The sequence below is a fragment of the Bradyrhizobium sp. BLXBL-01 genome, from assembly GCF_051853025.1.
In the GTDB taxonomy this organism is placed as follows: domain Bacteria; phylum Pseudomonadota; class Alphaproteobacteria; order Rhizobiales; family Xanthobacteraceae; genus Bradyrhizobium.
The window spans coordinates 2502629-2520801 of record NZ_CP182471.1 but is presented as its reverse complement, the minus strand read 5'-3'; the positions used below and the strand labels follow the sequence as shown (position 1 = coordinate 2520801).

The window sequence follows — 18173 nt, the reverse complement described above, 5'->3', positions numbered from 1 at the left end:
CTCTTCGGGATCTCCTCGCCAGCACGCGCAAATAGAAATCTGCTGACGACGCCCCACTCTATGAGGCGACTTCAAGGGGAACGCAACGGCTCCTTCGGCTCGAGGGTGCGCGCATGGTTTACGGAGATGATCCTTCCTTCACTTTTGGGCGCAGGTTGGGCCCATGGACTACAGGTCCTCTGTGAAGAGGATGGAATTCTGTTGTGCCGTGCAGTTCGTGAATGCACTGAGGGCGAGCGCAAGACCGTGCTGGCCGTTCTCCCGGCAGCTGAACATCCGAATCCGCAGAGCATTGATCGCCTCACGCATGAATTCGGATTGATGAACGAGCTGGACGGCACGTGGGCAGCGAAGCCGCTAGAACTCCTGCGGGATCATGCCAAGCCCATTCTTCTGCTTGAAGATTTCGGCGGCGACCCACTCACCAGGCTGATGGAGGCGCCCATGGAGATGGGTGACTTCCTTTGTATAGCCGTTCAAATCGCAGCGGCCTTGGGCAGGGTCCACCAGCGCGGCCTCGTGCACAAGGACATCAAGCCGGCCAACATTCTGGTGAATCACACCAGGACAAACGTGCGGCTCACCGGATTCGGTTTTGCGTCGCGCCGACCGCGCGAACGACAATCTCCGGCGGCTCCCGAATCCATCGCCGGTACACTCGCCTATATGGCACCCGAGCAGACCGGGCGCATGAACCGATCAATCGACTCCCGCAGCGACCTGTACTCGCTCGGCGTCACGCTCTATCAGATGCTGACCGGCTCCCTCCCCTTCACGGCGGCCGACCCCATGGAGTTGGTGCATTGCCATATCGCGAGAAAGCCAACACTGCAAAGCGACAGATCGGAACATGTCCCACCTGCAGTGTTGCGGATCGTCATGAAGCTGCTCGCCAAGATGGCGGAGGAGCGTTATCAAACTGCGGCCGGCGCCGAGCGGGACCTGCAGCGCTGTCTTGCGGAGTGGAAGTGCCAGCGCCGCGTCGACGATTTCCCGCTCGGGCAGCACGACGCTCCCGACCGGCTGCTGATCCCCGAGAAGCTGTACGGAAGGTCGAACCAGGTTGAGACATTGCTCGCCTCCTTCGGCCGCGTCGTCGAGAGCGGCGTACCGGAATTGGTGCTGGTCTCGGGATATTCCGGCGTCGGCAAATCCTCGGTCGTCAATGAACTGCACAAGGTGCAGATTCCCTCACGCGGGCTGTTCGCGTCGGGCAAATTCGACCAGCACAAACGCGACGTCCCCTATGCGACACTCGCGCAGGCGTTCCAGAGCCTCATTCGACCGCTGCTTGGTAAGAACGACGCGGAGCTGAGCGGCTGGCACCGCGCGTTTCTGGAGGCGCTCGGTCCCAATGCACAGCTGATGGTCGAGCTGATCCCGGAGCTCGAGCTCATCATCGGCAAACAGCTTCCGCCTCCGGAGCTTCCGCCGCAGCGGGCGCAAGGCCGCTTCCAAGAGGTATTGAAGCGGTTCATCGGCGTGTTCGCCCGCGCCGAACATCCGCTAGTGCTGTTTCTCGACGATCTCCAATGGCTCGATGCTGCGACGCTCGAGCTGCTTGAGGACCTTTTGACGCGGTCAGATCTGAAGCACCTGATGTTGATCGCTGCCTATCGGGACAATGAGGTTGATGCCGATCATCCCCTGACGCGCATGCTCCACGGGGTCAAGCTCGCGGGCGGAACGGTCACCCAGATCACGCTTGCGCCGCTTGGCCGCGAGCACATCGGGCAGTTGCTCGCGGACACGCTTCGCTGCGAGCCGGAGCAGGGGGCACCGCTCACCCAGATGGTGCTCGAGAAGACCGGAGGCAATCCGTTCTTTGCTATTCAATTCATCTTCTCGCTAGTCGAAGAAGCATTGCTCACCTTCGACCACGCCGCTGCACGCTGGTCTTGGGATCTCGATGGCATTCACGCCAAGCGATATACCGATAACGTCGTGGACCTCATGCTCGGAAAGCTTACTCGCCTTCCGGCTGCGACACAGGCCGCCCTGCAGCAGATGGCCTGCCTCGGCAACACCGCCGAGACGGCAATGCTTTCGATCGTGCTTGGAATTACGGAGGAGCAGGTCCATGCCGCGCTATGGCCGTCCGTTCGTCAGGAATTGGTCGAGCCGCAGCCAGGCGCCTATCGGTTCCTCCACGACCGATTTCAGGAGGCGGCCTACGCGCTGATCCCCGAGCACGACCGGCCCGCAGTCCATCTGCGGATCGGCCGACTGCTCGCGGCACGGACGCCACCGGAAGCGATTGAGGAAAACGTCTTCGAAATTGTGAGCCAGCTCAATCGCGGAGCTGACTTGATCACCGATCCGGAGGAGCGGGAAAAATCGGCCGAGTTGAACCTTTTGGCCGGCCGGCGCGCGAAGGCCGCAACCGCCTTCGCCATGGCGCTCGCGCACTTCAGCACCGGTGAGGCGATGTTGTCGGAAGACCGTTGGGGGCGGACTTACGCCCTCAGTTTTGCGCTCGCCTTGCAGCGCGCCGAGTGCGAATTCTTGACCGGCGACCACGCCGCTTCGAAAGCGCGCCTTGCCGAACTGGCGGGCCGTGCCACTACCCTCCCCGATTTGGCTGCCGTTACCCGGCTGCAGATGGAACCAAACGACCGTGACGTCGAAATCGGCCTCGCCTATCTCCGCCGCGTCGGCATCGCATGGCCCGAGCAGCCCACATTGCCGGAGGTCGCGCAAGAATATGAGCGGATGTGGCGGCAAATCGGCCCACGCAAGATCGAGGCGCTGCTGGATTTGCCCCGGATGACCGATCCGGTTGCGCGTGGCACCATGGACGTCCTCACCGTCCTGGTGTCGCCCGCCTGGTTCATCGACGAGAACCTGCGTCGCCTCATCATCGCGCGCATGGCGAATCTGAGCCTGGAATTCGGCAATTCGGATGCGGCGTGCCTGGCCTATATCCTGCTCGGTACCGTGCTTGGGCCTGACTTTCACGATTACGAGGCGGGTTACCAGTTCACGCAGCTCGGCCTTGACCTGGTCGAAAGATACGGATTGGACCGCTTCAAATCACGCGTCTACCTCGGCTTCGGCAGCTGGACACGGCATGTCCGAACCGGGCGGCCGCTGCTGCGGCGAGCCTTCGACGCGGCGCAGCAGGATGGCGACTTCAACTATGCGAGCTTTAGTCGCCACCACCTCATCACGCACCTTCTCGCCTGTGGCGATCCGCTCTCCGACGTGCAACGGGAAGCGGAGGCCGGAATTGCGTTCGCGCGGAAGATGCGGGTTGACCTTGCGGTAGACAGAATCATTGGACAGCTGCAGCTGATCCGGGCGCTCCGCGGCCTGACGACAAAATTCGGCAGCTTCGATGATGCTGATTTCAGCGAAGAGCAGTTCGAACGACGTCTGAAGGCTGACCCGCAGCTGGTGCATGCCGGCTACTGGTACTGGGTCCGCAAGCTGCAGGTGCGCGTCCTTGCCGACGATTCGACCGCGGTCACGGCGGCGGAGAACGCGGAAGAACTGTTGTGGACATCCAAGGCCCTGTTCGATCGGGCGGAGCTGCACTTTTATGCCGCGCTGGCGCAGGCAGCTCACGGCGAGTCTGCATCCGCAGAGAACCGAGCGCTGCGTCTTGAAGCGCTGGCACCCCACCGCAATCAGCTGCAGCAATGGGCGAGCATTTGCCCGGAGGATTTCGCGGACCGCGCCGCCCTCGTTGAGGCGGAGGTCGCGCGTATCGAGGGGCGCGAGTTCGATGCAATGCGCGCTTACGATCGGGCTATCGGCGCGGCGCGCGCAAGCGGCTTTGTCCATAACGAGGCTATCGCCAACGAGCTCGCCGGACGGTTCTATTTGGCGAGAGGGTTCGAGAAGATCGCTTATACCTATCTGCGCGACGCACATTATGGATATCTCCGTTGGGGCGCCGATGCCAAGGTGAGGCAGCTCGAGCGGCTTTACCCGCAATTGCACGTGATGGAAGACGATCGCACAGTCGCGAAGGCGGGCGGCTCGGTCCAGCAACTGGACGTCACCGCCGTCGTCAAGGCGTCGCAGGCTGTATCAAGTGAGATCGAGCTGCCGAGGCTCATCGAGTCGTTGATGAAGATCGCGCTGCAAAACGCCGGAGCAGATCGTGGCCTGCTGATTTTGCCGCGCCACGACGACTTCCGGATCGAGGCCGAAGCCCAGTCGAGCGCTGATCAGTTCACCGTGTCGATGCGCGAGGCCCTCGTCTCCGGTCCCGATTGTGCGGAGGCGCTGCTGCGATATGTCATTCGCACGCAAAAACCGGCCATCATCGATGACGCATCGCGGCCCGATTCACTCTGCGACGCCGAATATTTGAACAGCCGGCACCCCAGATCGATCCTCTGCCTGCCACTGATCAAGCAGGCCAAGCTAACCGGTTTGCTCTATTTCGAGAATAGCCTGACCACACACGCATTCACGCCGGATCGTGTCGCGGTGCTGGAAATGCTGGCAGCTCAGGCCGCGATTTCGCTCGAGAACACCCTTCTGTACCGCGACCTGCAGGAGCGCGAGGCCCGCATCCGACGACTCGTCGATTCCAGCATCATCGGAATTCTATTCTGGGATGCTACCGGTAAAATCAGCTACGCCAACAAGGCCTTCCTGAGCATGACCGGCTATTCCAAAGAGGAACTGATGTCAGGAGCGGTGAGCTGGAGGGATATGACGCCGCCAGAATACGAAAATGACGATTCCGAGCGAATTGAGCAACTTCGCCGGTCGGGAGAGGTCGCGCCCCGGGAGAAGGAGTACTTTAGAAAGGACGGCAGCCGGGTTCCGGTGCTGGTCGGCTCGGCCGCAGTGGCCGGATCCTCCGATCAGAGCATCTCTTTCGTACTTGATCTGACAGAACGCAGGCGGGCTGAAGCCGAAGCGCGCGAGAGCGAGCGGCGCTATCAGGAAATGCAGCTCGAGCTGGCGCACGCGAACCGAATCGCAACCATAGGACAGCTCACCTCATCGATCGCCCATGAGGTTAGCCAACCCATCAGCGCTGTTGCCATCAGCGCCGGCGCAGCCTTGAACTGGCTGCGCAGGAGCCCCCCTGCTCTCCAACAAGTGCAAGCTTCATTAGAGGCCATCGCCAATGACGCACAACGCGGCGGCGAAGTGATTAGCCAACTTCGTGCCCTCTACAGGAAGGCGCCGCCACGCAAGGAGCTCCTGAATTTCAATGAGGCGGTCGAAGAGGTGATTGTCCTGATCGGTAGCGAGACGTTCAAAGAGGGGATTTCGGTGAAGACGCAGCTCGCGGACCGTTTGCCTCTCATCAAGGGCGATCGAGTGCAGTTGCAGCAGGTTCTGCTCAACCTCTTTGTCAACGCGATCCAGGCCATGGCCACAACGGCCGATGGAGCACGAGATCTGCTCATTACAACCTGCTTGGCCGAACCTGGCTCCGTGCTCGTGAAGGTCGCTGACACCGGGCCAGGACTCGATCCACAAATGCTCGAAGCTGTTTTCGATGAATATTTCACCACCAAACCTCACGGAATGGGGATGGGTCTGGCAATCTGTCGTTCAATCATCAATGCGCACAATGGACACTTATGGGCGAGCGCCAACCAGCCGCGCGGCGTCGTCTTTCAGTTCACGTTGCCGGCGGGTCCGCAGGACGGAGTCTAACGGGGTCCGGGAAGCGAAAGCAGGCCTCCCGGAGGGGAACGGCGACTTTGCGTAGCGCCATTCGAGACTTGTCTATCGACCCGGGGACAAGTGAACGACATTCCAAGATGCCGGCTTCAGCGTTGCGCGCATCCGCGCGCCGTCGATGGTCACGCCCTGCAGCGGCTCCGGCTTCACGCGCTCGGTTGCGTCCCTGGTGTTGCTCGCCTGGAGATCATCGTGGCGCAACTCGAGCGCCTCGCTCACTGCGAGCGGACCAAAGCTCCGCGCCTCGAGGCTCACCTCCATCTCCTGCATCAGGTCGCGGTTCAGCATCAACAGCGTAAGAGTGCCGGCTTCTCCTGCAACAGCCGCGATCTTGAGATACGGCACGTTCGGCACCGGAAAACTCAGGTCGTGGGCCCCACGGGGATCGTAATAGAAAGAATCGTAGGCATCCGACTCGACCTGAGTACGCAGCACCTTGCCACGTCCAAGACGGCTCATCTGGGCGAACGGAAAGAAAATGGTCTGGCGCCACGCCCCGCCGCCGGTTTCGGTCATGATCGGCGCAATCGCGTTGACGAGCTGCGCAAGGCAGGCCGCTCTCACTCGATCGGCGTGATTGAGCAGCGAGATGCAGGCGCCCCCGAAAGCGAGCGCGTCCTGCATGGTGTAGATTTCCTCCAGGATCGGCGGCGCCACCGGCCACCCTTCCTTGACACGATCGGCCCGATTGCGGCGGCTTCGATACCAGACATTCCATTCGTCGAAGCTCAGCATCATGCGCTTGTGGGAGCGGCGCTTCGCCGCCACGGCGTCCGCGAGCGCGACAACCTCGTCGATGAAGCGATCCATCAAGTCGGGGCTGGCGAGAAACGATGCCGTATCCTGCCTGTAATTGTTCAGATAGGTGTGGAGCGAAATGTACTCGGCGTGATCGAACGTGTGCTCGATCACCGTGTCTTCCCACTGGCCGAATGTCGGCATGTTTCGTCCGGACGAACCGCATGCCGCGAGCTCGATCGTCGGATCCACCCACCGCATCATCTTGGCGGCTTCGCGCGCGATCGCGCCATAGGCCTCGGCGCTCTTGTGTTCCATCTGCCAGGGACCGTCCATTTCGTTGCCCAGGCACCAGAACCTGACATTGTGCGGCTTCTCCCAGCCATGGGCGCGGCGCAGGTCCGACCACGTCGATCCACCCGGATGATTGCAGTATTCAACCAGGTTGCGCGCGGCGTCCCCACCCCTGGTGCCGAGATTGACCGCCAACATCGGCTCGACCGCAGCAGCCTTGCACCAGTCCATGAACTCATTGGTGCCGAAGCTGTTCGGTTCGGTGCTGAACCAGGCGAGGTCGAGGCGTACCGGGCGCTTCTCCACCGGGCCGACGCCGTCCTCCCAGTTATACCCGGAAACGAAATTGCCGCCGGGGTAGCGGATGATTGTCGGACCGAGCTCCTTGACCAGCGCCAGCACATCGCCACGAAAACCGTTCTTATCCGCGGTGGGATGGCCGGGTTCATAGATGCCGCCGTAGACGCAGCGTCCCAGGTGCTCGACGAAGGCGCCGAACAAACGCGGGTCCGTGTGACCGATGGCGAAATCGCGGTCAATCAGAACGTTTGCTTTTCTCATGTTCGCCTCTCAGGTGCCCTGGAGCTTGTGAGGTAGATCATGCCGACTTAAAGGCCGGCTGCGAAGTCAGGCAATAGCGCGGCCTCGCGCAACTGACGGGAATAGGGATGCTGCGGCGCATTCAACACCGCTCTTGCGTCGCCGCTTTCGACGACGCTGCCTTGCTGCATGATGATGATGCGGTCGCTGACGTAATAGGCGGTCGCCAGATCATGAGTGACGTAGATGATGGAGATACCGAGATCATCGCGCAACGTCTTGAACAGGTTGACGATGGATATGCGCAAGGATGCATCGATCATGGAGACCGGCTCGTCGGCCACGATCAGCTTCGGATTGGCGAGCAGCGCGCGGGCGATCGCGACCCGCTGAAGCTGTCCGCCGGAGAGCTCGTGCGGGTACCTTCGGCTTACCTCTTTCAGCGACAATCCGACCTTGTGCAGCGCCTCGTCAACAGCCATCTCGGGCGCGAGCCTACCATCGGCCGCGATGAAGCGGCGGTGCGTCATGAACAAATAGCGATCGATCCGCTTCAGCGGGTTGAAGGATTCGAACGGGTTCTGGAAGATCGGCTGCACCTTGTGCATGAAGGCGAGGCGGTCGGCGGCGGTGCGGATCGTTGCAAGATCGACACCGTCGAACCGCAATTTGCCGCTGGTGGGCGTGTCAATGTTGAGGATCATCCGAGAAAGCGTGGTCTTGCCGCTGCCGGATTCGCCGATGATCGCAAAGATCTCGGGCCGCCCTGCGGCGAGCCGGAAACTGACGTCCTTGACCGCCGCAACGCGTCGCCCCGTCAGCACCCCTCCCCGGATGAAGGTCTTGCTGACCTGGCAAACCTCGAGCAACAGGTCGCTCATGCCCCACCGCTCCGATTGACGGCAAAGCAGGCGACGCGATGCGCAGGCGCGTTCTCCCGCATAGCGGGGACCTCGTGCCTGCAAATCTCCATCGCCAGCGGGCATCGCGGATGGAAGCGGCACCCGGTCGGCGGATCGGCAAGATTTGGCGGAGTGCCGTCCAGTGCCTTCCGCGGGACGTCATCGCCGATGCGCGGCAGGCTGGAAATGAGATGCCTGGCGTAAGGGTGCAGCGGATGGCGGAAGATCTCCAGCGTTGCGGCCTCTTCGATCAAGCGGCCGGCATACATGATGCCGAGACGATCGGTCACATGCGCATGAACGCCGAGATCATGGCTAACCAGCAGGACCGACGAGCCGATCTCGCGACGGATGGCACTGATCAAGGCGAGCACCTCCTTCTGCACCACGACGTCGAGCGCGGTTGTGGGTTCGTCGGCAAGAATGACATCGGGTCGGCAGATGGTGGCGAGTGCAATGGTGGCGCGTTGCCGCATGCCGCCGGACAGCTCATGCGGATAGGCCTCCAGCACCGAGGGGTCGAGCTTGAGCCGCGCCAGATGGGCGACCACCTCCTGCTCGAATTGCCTGCGGCTCTCGCCAATATGCGGATATGCGAAGTCGACGAAGGCTGACCGGAGCCGGCGCACCGGGTTCAACACGTTCATCGAACCCTGCATGATGTAGGACAAATGCCGCCAGCGGATCCGCGCCACCTCGGCCTCAGGCGCGCAGTGCAGTCCGCCATAGCCTGGCAGGAAGGCGAAATCCACGCGGCCGCCGACCACCTCCAGTGGCGGCCTGACCGCGCCTGCGATCGTCTTGACCAGCGTGGTCTTGCCGGAGGAGGATTCGCCTGCGAGCCCGTAGATCTCGCCGCGGCCGACCACGAAGCTGATGCCGTCGACCGCCTTAACGGCCCGCTTAACCCCGTGGCGCTCGGTCCGGAAGTGGGCCTGCAGGTCGTGCACCGACAGGATCGGCTCCGCCTCCTTGGACGGGTCGCCCTGCATTGTTGCGGCCGGAATCACGGCGCGCCTCCCAAGCTGCCGAGACGGCTGCGCGGATCGATGTAGTCGTTCATCGACACCGCCAGCAAAAACAGCCCAATGAAGGTCATGATGACCGCGATCGTCGGAAAGGCGATCCACCACCAGACTCCCGCAACCATCGCGGTATGCTGGTTGGCCCAATAGATCATGCCGCCGATCGTCGGCGTGTTAATGTCGGTGAAGCCGAGCACCGCCAGCGTCACCTCTAGCCCGATCGACCATACCATGTTGTTCATGGTCGTCGAGAACACGATTGGCAAGACATAGGGCAAGTGCTCTTGGACTAGGATCTCGCGCGTGCTCATGCCGGAGAACAGGCTGCTCTGGGTGAATTCACGGGCCCGCAGGCTCATCGCCGCCGAGCGGATCAGACGCGCGTCGTAGGCCCAGCCGAGGCAGGCCATGATCAGCGCCAGCAGCAGCCAGGACATGCGGTCGCGCATCACGAAATAGAACAGCACTAGGATCGGCAGCAGCGGGATGACGATGAAGGTGTCGTTCACCGACATCAGCGCCCGATCGATCCAACCGCCCTTGTAGCCGCTGAGCAGCCCGACCATGAGCGCCAACAGACGGCTGATCAATGCCACGGTGCATCCGAACAGCAGGGTATTGCGAAGGGCAAAGGTCAGCTGCCAGAACACGTCCTGGCCGCGCGATGTGGTGCCGAACCAATAGGTCAGCGCCGGCGGCACATCCGGCGGCACCACATAGACGTCCTGCGGCGAATAGGGCGAGAAGCTCGCCAGCAATGACAACAGCAGCACGATGGCGATGAGCGCGGCCCCGATCCGGAATTCGGCGTGGGAACGCAGGAGGTCACGCAGGATTGCAGTCATCAGTTGACCCTCACCCGGGGATCGAGCAGTGGATACAGCAGATCGATCACGAGCACGCCGGTCGAAACGCCGAGGATGGAGACCGTGGTGACGCCGAGCACGAGCCCGTAGTCCCCCGCATAGACGGCATCGACCAGTAGCGAGCCGACGCCTGGATAGCCGAATACCTTTTCGGTGATGACGGCACCGTTGAAGATTCCGCCAAGCGAGATGGCGAGCCCTGTGAGTTGGGGCGGCAGCGCGTTGCGCATCACGTAGGAAGACAGGATGCGCCCAGACCTGACACCCGCCAGCTCGGCATAGAGCACATAATCCTCGGTCACGACGTTGGACACCAGCGCGCGCATCCCGAGGAACCAGCTGCCCACGCCGATCAGGATCAGCGAGAGCGCGGGCAGGATGGCGTGCTGCAGCACGCTGACGACGAAATCGAATGTCAATGTCTGCGGCAGGTTCATCGCCGAACCGCCGGTGATCGGCAGCACCGGCCAGAGGAAGCCGAACCCGATCAGCAGCACGAGCGCCACGATATAATAAGGGATCGGATGCAGCCCCATCGCGACCAGCCCCATCAGCTTCAGCCCGCGGTTTTTCTGGTAGTAGCCGGCAAGTCCGCCGAGCAGGCTTCCGAGCCCCCAGGCGATGATTGTGGAGATCGCGAGCAGTCCGGCGGTCCAGGGTAGCGCACGGCCAATCAACGTTGAGACCGGCGTTGGAAACGCCGAGAGCGAAGGACCGAAATCGGCGCGCAGGATCCGCTTCCAGAACGCCAGATATTGCTGGGCAGGCGAGCCGCCAAGTCCGTAGAGCTCGCGCAGCGAAGTGCGCATCTGCTCGATTGCATCCGGAGCCGTGTTGCCAAAGGAGGTGACCGCCGAGATCGACTGCTCGACGGGATCGATCGGCGTGGCATGGGTAATCACATAAGCGAGGTTGACGCCGATGAAGACCACGAGCACGAACTGCGCCAGCCGTCGGCCAACATACGCAACATATCCGCTCATCGACACCCCCAGAAGGCCGGACCGCGGCGTTCGGACAGACGCGACCCGCCGCCTCCTCATGACTCCTAGCCGGCAGGCTTGAGCTTGACGAGCATATAGCGCGAATTACCCCAGTTCGGCACCGGATTGGTGTAGGGATTTTCCGACGTGGGATATCCCGTCCAATAGGTCTGGTCCATCGCCGTGAAGACGTTGTACGCCATCAGCGGGATGGTCGGCATCTCCTTCACCGCGAGCTTGATGTAGTCCTTGCCGAGCTCGATCGATTTCGGATCGTCAAAGCCCACCATCCGGATGCTCTCGATGATCTTGTCAAGCACGGGACTGGACCAGCGCTGCCAGTTGCGCAGCGGTTGCGATTTGCCCGGCTCCGCGACGAACTGCGAATGCCAGCTGTCGAGGAAGTAGGACAGGTCGGGGTGGCCGCCCCAGGTCTCGACACTCCAGCCGATGAATGTGTCGAAATCGCCGGCCGCGCGCCGGGTCGGCAGCGTCCCCTGCGCCACATCGATCCGGGCGTCGATGCCCGCCTGCTTCCATAGCTGCACGATCATGCTGCCGGCCCGCGTCATCACCGGGCGTAGGTCGCCTTCGACCATCACGCGAACGGTGAAGGGCTTGCCATCCGGCGTGATCCAGGCGCCGCCGCGCTTGGTGAAACCAGCCCTCTCGAGCAGTTCCTGCGCGGCCTGCGGATCGACCTTCCACCAGCCCATGCCAAAGGCACGGGCGATCTCCGCCGGATCGGATGGTATCTGCTCGCCCATCGAAGGCCGCAGCATTTCGGCGATCTGCTTGCCGATCGTGGGATCGTACGGCTTGATCTTGCGCTTGCCAGTGTCGATCTCGAAACCCTTGAGCCATTCCTCTATCGGCTGATGGTACGTTGCCGGATGGGCGCCGGTTGGCGGCACGCCGATGGCGGATATGGTGGCGGCGCCACGGTAGGCCGCCATCGACACCGCCTTGATGTCGATCAACAGCGCGAGCGCCCATCGCACGTCGGGGTTCTTGAACAGCTCGTTCTGCGTGTTGAAGATCACCGCCGGGAGTGTCGGATCGGGATGGGCATAAGGAAATCCCTTGAACCATGCCCGTGTCACCTTGCTTTGCTTGGCGAGGGCAAACATGCCCTCGGGCGCGATATCATGGACCACATCGAGCTCGTGGTTGAGCTGGGCAATGACCCGCTTGTCTGGCGGGCCGGGATCGATATACGCGAGATATTTCGGCCCGGGCTTGCCGTAGCGGGCGAGCGTGGTGCGCTGCCAGTCGTCGCGCAATTGCCAGATGTACCATTTGCCGTCGGGATCGTAGCTGTACAGCACATAGGCGCCGAGCGAAGCCGGCTTGTTGAAATCGAACTTGGCCGGATCATCCGCCTTCTCGAAAACATGCTTGGGCAATATCCATACCGCGCCCCAGCGCACAGTGAAATTGGCATGGAAGCGCGAGTTGGGCTTCTTGAGCTTGAACACCACCGTATACGGGTCTGGCGCCTCGACGGATGCCACGTTACTCGCGAGCACCGCGCTGAAGCGCATTCCCGGATGCTTGATCTGGATCGTCACCGTCGCGACGACATCATCCGCGGTGAACTCAACACCGTCGCTCCAGAAGATGCCCTTGCGGAGCTTCGCCGTCATCTCGGTAAAATCGGCATTGTATTGGGGCTTGTCGGCGGCCAGCGAGTTGTCCCAAACGCCGTCCACACCGCTTTCGGGATCGATGTACCAGAGGGTATCGAGGGCGACCTGTTGCAGCCCGTTCGACTGCGATCCGGCGTTGATGGCCCAGATGTTGAACCATCCGGCGTTCTTGACGGTCCCTTCCGGGTTTTCAAGGATCAGCAGTTGCTTCCTAGGGATGTTCTGTAAAGTGCCCTGCGCGTGGCCCGGCGCCGCCAACAGCAATGCCACCATCACGAGAGCGCACGCAAGCAACCGAATTGCACGAAGGCAGCGCATCATCTTCCTCCCGGTGCAGCTTGGTTCGATACTTGTGCGACGAATGCTAAAGGCGGCAAAAACGAGTAACAACAGAAATCTTGCTCGGGGTGAAGGATCGGTTCCCTATGTTACGCGCATACGTCTGGTCAGCACGGCGGGGTCACAGCTCTGGCCCAGCAGCCTACGGCGTAGAGTGCGCAGCGACCTCGCATCGCGGTTTCGCAAGCGCCACGAGGTGCTCTCTGCTCCCGTTGAACGCCGGAGGACACGCGACCGCTGCCCGCGGCGTCGTCCTGCGCGCCCGTCTAAACGACCGGATGTTTTTGCACACCCCTGGGCATCACCGCGGTGCACGATCGAGAACATCTCCCCGGACACTGCACGGGCGAACCGAACTTCGTTGCGTTAAAGAAAGCGTACGGCACACGATACATCTACGCCGGGCTTGGTACATCGCTGGTCATCGGCCCCGACATAATTCCAACGTCCGGCGCGGGCGATCTCGCGACCTATCGTAGGCTCGCCAGTGGCAAAGACTGATTTTCAAGTCAACAGGAGGACTCGGTCATGACGAATGTCCCTCTCGAGTATCAGTACCGGCATGACCAAAGGCTGCCTTGGCCCGCTCGCATCGTCCTGTTCAGGTCACTTGCGCGAAGCAGACCTTTCGGCGCTTTGAGCTAAGGTCGGGCACGGGCCTGAAGCGACGGTCGTCAACCAGGGGACGATGCAAAGCATTCGCCCTTATGTTATTTCTGGCCGACGCAGGGGCCTAAAGTCGGGCAGGCATGCTATCGCTCGCTCCAGCTCTCTTGCGATTGCCTTGTAACGAGTGAGCGCCCGCGCATAGACATCGCGCTTGAGCTGGCTCCTTGCTGCCTGCTGAAGGCGCTCGCACTCGGCCATTTGCACGCGGAGCAGTTCCAGATGGGCCAGCATCTCTTTCATCGACAGGTAATCTATCCCACATCGGCTTCCGTTCAATAGCGAACGACGTTCGATTCATCTGAACGGGGGAATATTGCAGATGCGAACCATTCGGGGAGCTCAGCTCCTCCTCATCCATTCGTTTGATCCTCTGGCGCATCACGCAGTAACACTCACAAGCGACGTTCTCGAGCCGCGTTCGATGGACCTCCAACGCGCCGCGCCGCTCCGATATGATGCGGCCGATTGCCCGAAGTTTACGCATGGTTAGAGTCACGGTCGTTCGCCGCACTCCGAGAAGTTGTGCGAGCGCCGCCTGCGTCAATCCAATCTCGCTGCTCGCAACACGGTCATGTATCTCGACAACAATCGAGAACGGCATTCCACCGGGTGCACCGCGTTGCAGGCAGCCACATTCTGAAGCTGCAACAATTGAGTGCGGAGATGGAGGCGCAGAACACGCTTGATGGCGCCGCTTTGCTCATAGGCTTGTTGCAACCCTGGGACGGGACTCTGGAGCGCAACTCCGGCCACATAGGCCGTTGCTGTGGCTGGCGAGTGCGAAGGACTTAGAATAGAGAGAGCCCCGACCGCTCCTTCCGAGCCCATGAGAGGGAAGCGACAATGTGTCCGTCCGACATCTCGACCAGGAACGCCAAGACCCCGCTGAGGGGAAAATAGACTTGTTTGAGCTCATCTCCGGTTCGCACGCGTACAGCATCAGATTCGAAGCGGGAAGCTCGAGGTGAACCAGAAGCGAAGACCTGAAGCCGGCCGCCGTTCGGAGAGTACGAAATCTAGAAGGCGCCGGTCCGGGGTCGTCCTTGAGAGCGCCGCGCCAGATCCGCGGCGAAGGCGCGGCTAAACGGTGGTGTAAACGGCGCTTATTTTGCCGTTTGCTTAAACCGCTAAGTGTTTGATTTATATGGTGGGCGCACCAGGGCTCGAACCTGGGACCCGCTGATTAAGAGACAGCCCCGTGTTGAGAGCAATCAATGACTTACTGGTCGCACCACTGGGCTTATCCGACTGAAAGCGGGCATTCGTCGCACGATCATAGTGATTGCACTGCCTGATATCCGAACACGCGCTACTCGGACTTTACCGGATCAATTGTGACCACAAAGTCATCGATCGATAGGTTCAAATCGGGGAGCCGACAACTCGCGGTGACGTTCGATTGCGACAAAGATCGGGTCCCGCTCGGCTGCCGCAGCGCCCCGTAAGGCGGCTGGGAGAACGGCAAGGCCGGCGAGCGCCGTTCGGCGGGATTGCCCCTCAGGGGTGCCAGAAGAGCGACGAAGAGGCCTTTTGGTCCTATAGGCCCCCAGCAATGACGATCCCCCAAACCCTGAGGGTCGGAGCGCCACCTGACGCGCCTACTCCGGCATTTTTACAGCGCAGTTCTCTGTAGCCGCGCGCGACATCGCGCCCAAGCACAAGCTCGTAGCAGAAATCCGGCGAATCCCTTCGGTCAAACGCCGCTGATCGCCTTGGTTGCAATGTTAACGTCCTCCGCCGATCAGCTGGGGAGCACCATGGGCAACGCATTTCGCAACACCGTCATTGCTATCGCTTTTATCGCAATCGCCAGCGTCGGCTTTGTGTGGGATTTTAACAGCTACATCGCCTGTGGCGTTGCGCTGGTCGGTTCATTCGCAGTCGGCCTTTGCGTAGAGCGCATCTTCATCAAACGGTCCCATCGCGAGATGATCCGTCTCCACGGCGCGGACTGGCATTCGGCAGCGAAAAGAGACGAATGACAGTTGATCCAAATAGCAGCCCGGCTCACGAGACTGGAAGCGCCCGACCCGGGGGTGCTCGATTGCCGGCTTTGTACGAGCCGACCGGCCGTGTTGCGCCAGGCCTTGAGCTGGCACGTTCACTGCGAGGGGCGCGCCCGCCGCGGAATGCTGGTCGCGACCAAGAGCTTCGCAAGCACCAAGGGAGCCGTGGCCGTCTGGAACGGCGAAGAGCTAACACAAACGAAGCAAACAACTCGGCTCCGCAGACTCGCATCACCCGAACTGCCGCACCAGGCGGTGGAGGAAGCCAGCGCCGCCGAACGTAGAGGGTTGCGCGTGTCGAGCGCCTGCCCAGGGCGCTCCGAATGGAGGCGCACCATCCGCGCCCGGCCACCGGCCGCGTGGCATCGTCCGTCGCGGCTTGCGCCTCCTCCGGCCCGGACGGCGGCACACCTACCGCGGCAGCACGCAGCTCGCGCTGAGGTTACTCGCTTTTCCTACCCACCTGCAGCAAAGGCCAAGTTGGGTACCCGCTTGCCCCCGCCACGACCCCTACCGCCAGTTCTATACTCCAGTCTCAGGTGTACTGAAGCACGCCGGGATCGCGCTCAAGATCAAGAGACCCAAGGGCTGGCGCGGCAGTAAGGCGACCGAATGGCTCGCGCCGGACCGGGCCTTTGCCATGATCCGCGAGGCTTACATCATCGAGCCCGAATTCGGGCTGTTCTGCCTGACCCTTCTCTATACCGGGATGCGGCTAGGCGATGCCGCCGAGGAGGCGATCCTGCGCGGCCTCCGGCTCGACCAGGCGCTGCTCTATCTCGGCGCCACGAAGAACAGCGAGCCCGCCCGGTGCGAAGCGTTCCGCAAGGCCCCGCCGTGCCCCACGGCCCCCGCAAAGCTGCTGGGATGGTGTTGGCGAACGGTGCGCTCGGCCGCAGCCGCAATGGCGCGGGCGTGCCCTTCCTCGACCGTCACCCCGACGAAAGGCTGTTCCGCAAGGGCGGCCGGCTCTACAAGATGCTGTAGCTGGCGCTGGACCGCGCTGGCGTCGTGCTACCCCGCCGTATGCGCGGCTTCCGCGTCTTCTGCCACACCTATGGGACGTGGATGCACCGTTATGGCGGCCTCGACACCTACGGGCTGACCCGCACCGGACGGTAGAAGGACCCGGACTCGGCGGACCGGTATAAGCACACGATGGCAAGCGCGGAGGCGCGGTGAGCAGACTTATTGCCGGTACCGGGGCCACCCGCCGTGCACTAAAGCAGCTGTAGCTCAAGTCCCGGTTTCCATCCTCACGGGCACATCATCCACCTTGCGACGAGATCCATCCCATCTAGGAATCGCCTTGCGCGCGCGCCTAGGTTGCTAAACAATATCCTCCAAACAGGGGGCATAATGGTCATTTTGCGTGCGAGGGCCTCAGCTGCGTTCATGCTGCTCTTGACCGCAGCGTTTTCGAGCCATGCCGAATCTGCTGAGGTCAAAGTTGGCGTGGGCAAATCCGGTCAAGCGACCATCTGGATCACCGGAGAAATTGTTGCCGGCGATGCCGATAAGTTTTCACAATCAATACGCCAGGCAAACGATTCCGGTAAATTCGTTGCGAACGTGAGACTAGATTCTCCAGGCGGCAACTTGCTTGAGGGAGTGAAGATCGCCGATGCAATAAGGTTCGGCAAGACATCCACGAACGTGGGCAAGACAGCGGTCTGCGCGTCGGCATGCTTTCTAATGTTTGCTGCCGGTGCGACCAAGAATGCTAGTTATGGAGCCCAAATCGGAGTTCACGGAGCTTCAGGAGAAAACGGCGAGGAAACGGCCGCATCAGGCGCTGCGACAGTGTCGATGGCCAAAATCGCGAAAGAGCTTGGCGTCCCATCTGCAATCATTGGCCGTATGGTTGTTACGTCTCCCCAAGATATGGTTTGGCTAAGCCCTCAGGAGCTTCAGTCAATGGGCGTCACCATGATGGGCCGCCCATCTCAAGCTGGCCCGCCGGTTGCCAACCTGCAGCAAACCCCGCCAAATGCGCCTTTGTCGTTGTCCCCGTCCGAAGCGGGCGCCACCGCCTCACGAACTTCCCGGCCCGATGCTCCTCCTACTTGGGGGGAAATTGTAAACAGAGCAATGGAACGATCGGCAAGTCAGAATAACGGAAAACCACTCTTTAGTCGCTCGTGTCAGCCCGAACTGAGAGTGTGCAACGTCGGTCTAAGCTACGTGGATAATCAGGGCAAAGTCGCGTTCTTGAAGATCGTCGAGGACATGAATGGTAAGATCATTGTACGCGAAGCGTGCACCTTGAACGATTTTAAGGACGTCCGAACTTGCATTAACTGGGACAACGGCACCTCTCATCGCGACATGAAGGGCAGCGATGGAAGCTGGACGAAGGTAGCGGATGAATAAGTTGAGAGCAGGCGTCGCCCTCACGCGATTGCTCATCTGGGTAGCGCTTGGATTGATCACGCCAAAGTTCGGGAGAGAACGGTGTTAGAACTGACAAGCGAAGAACTACGACTGCTGATCGCTTCTCCGCC

At 61.3% G+C, this 18173-nt stretch carries 10 protein-coding genes; 3 read left to right on the top strand and 7 right to left on the bottom strand.

The features are described 5' to 3' along the window. Positions 1-126: 126 nt before the first annotated feature. Positions 127-5631, top strand: a complete 5505-nt coding sequence (locus ACNJYA_RS11305) for an AAA family ATPase (RefSeq protein ID WP_439402910.1) — start codon at positions 127-129, stop codon at positions 5629-5631. Between the two features lie 72 nt (positions 5632-5703). Here ACNJYA_RS11305 and arfA read toward each other — a convergent pair whose 3' ends face one another. The 7 genes from arfA to ACNJYA_RS11270 all read right to left on the bottom strand — a co-directional run bounded on the left by arfA (position 5704) and on the right by ACNJYA_RS11270 (position 14264). Next, entirely contained in the window at positions 5704-7251 is a 1548-nt protein-coding gene (arfA, locus tag ACNJYA_RS11300; RefSeq protein ID WP_439402909.1) for an arabinosylfuranosidase ArfA, read from the bottom strand. A gap of 47 nt (positions 7252-7298) precedes the next feature. Beyond that, on the bottom strand, positions 7299-8111 hold the full coding sequence (locus ACNJYA_RS11295; RefSeq protein ID WP_260380218.1) for an ABC transporter ATP-binding protein: 813 nt from the start codon (positions 8109-8111) through the stop codon (positions 7299-7301). Next, positions 8108-9124: an ABC transporter ATP-binding protein gene (locus ACNJYA_RS11290; RefSeq protein ID WP_439403432.1), complete on the bottom strand. Its 1017-nt coding sequence runs from the start codon at positions 9122-9124 to the stop codon at positions 8108-8110. The genes ACNJYA_RS11295 and ACNJYA_RS11290 overlap by 4 nt, the downstream gene beginning before the upstream one ends. 14 nt (positions 9125-9138) lie before the next feature. Further along, on the bottom strand, positions 9139-10002 hold the full coding sequence (locus ACNJYA_RS11285) for an ABC transporter permease (protein ID WP_439402908.1): 864 nt from the start codon (positions 10000-10002) through the stop codon (positions 9139-9141). Then, positions 10002-11006, bottom strand: coding sequence for an ABC transporter permease (locus ACNJYA_RS11280; RefSeq protein WP_439402907.1), 1005 nt, complete (start codon positions 11004-11006; stop codon positions 10002-10004). The genes ACNJYA_RS11285 and ACNJYA_RS11280 overlap by 1 nt, the downstream gene beginning before the upstream one ends. 65 nt (positions 11007-11071) lie before the next feature. Continuing rightward, positions 11072-12973 carry an ABC transporter substrate-binding protein gene (locus tag ACNJYA_RS11275; protein WP_439402906.1) on the bottom strand — a complete coding sequence of 634 codons (1902 nt, stop codon included), beginning with the start codon at positions 12971-12973 and terminating at the stop codon, positions 11072-11074. A gap of 754 nt (positions 12974-13727) precedes the next feature. Continuing rightward, complete coding sequence (locus ACNJYA_RS11270) at positions 13728-14264, bottom strand: helix-turn-helix domain-containing protein (protein ID WP_439402905.1); 537 nt, start codon at positions 14262-14264, stop codon at positions 13728-13730. Positions 14265-15420: 1156 nt separating this feature from the next. On the opposite strand from ACNJYA_RS11270, the gene ACNJYA_RS11265 reads away from it, so the two are divergent. Together ACNJYA_RS11265 and ACNJYA_RS11260 are read left to right on the top strand one after the other, a co-directional pair. Then, a complete protein-coding gene (locus tag ACNJYA_RS11265; RefSeq protein ID WP_439402904.1) occupies positions 15421-15645 on the top strand; it encodes a hypothetical protein in 225 nt (74 codons plus the stop codon). Positions 15646-17064: 1419 nt separating this feature from the next. Continuing rightward, entirely contained in the window at positions 17065-18042 is a 978-nt protein-coding gene (locus tag ACNJYA_RS11260) for an ATP-dependent Clp protease proteolytic subunit (RefSeq protein WP_439402903.1), read from the top strand. Positions 18043-18173 lie beyond the last annotated feature (131 nt).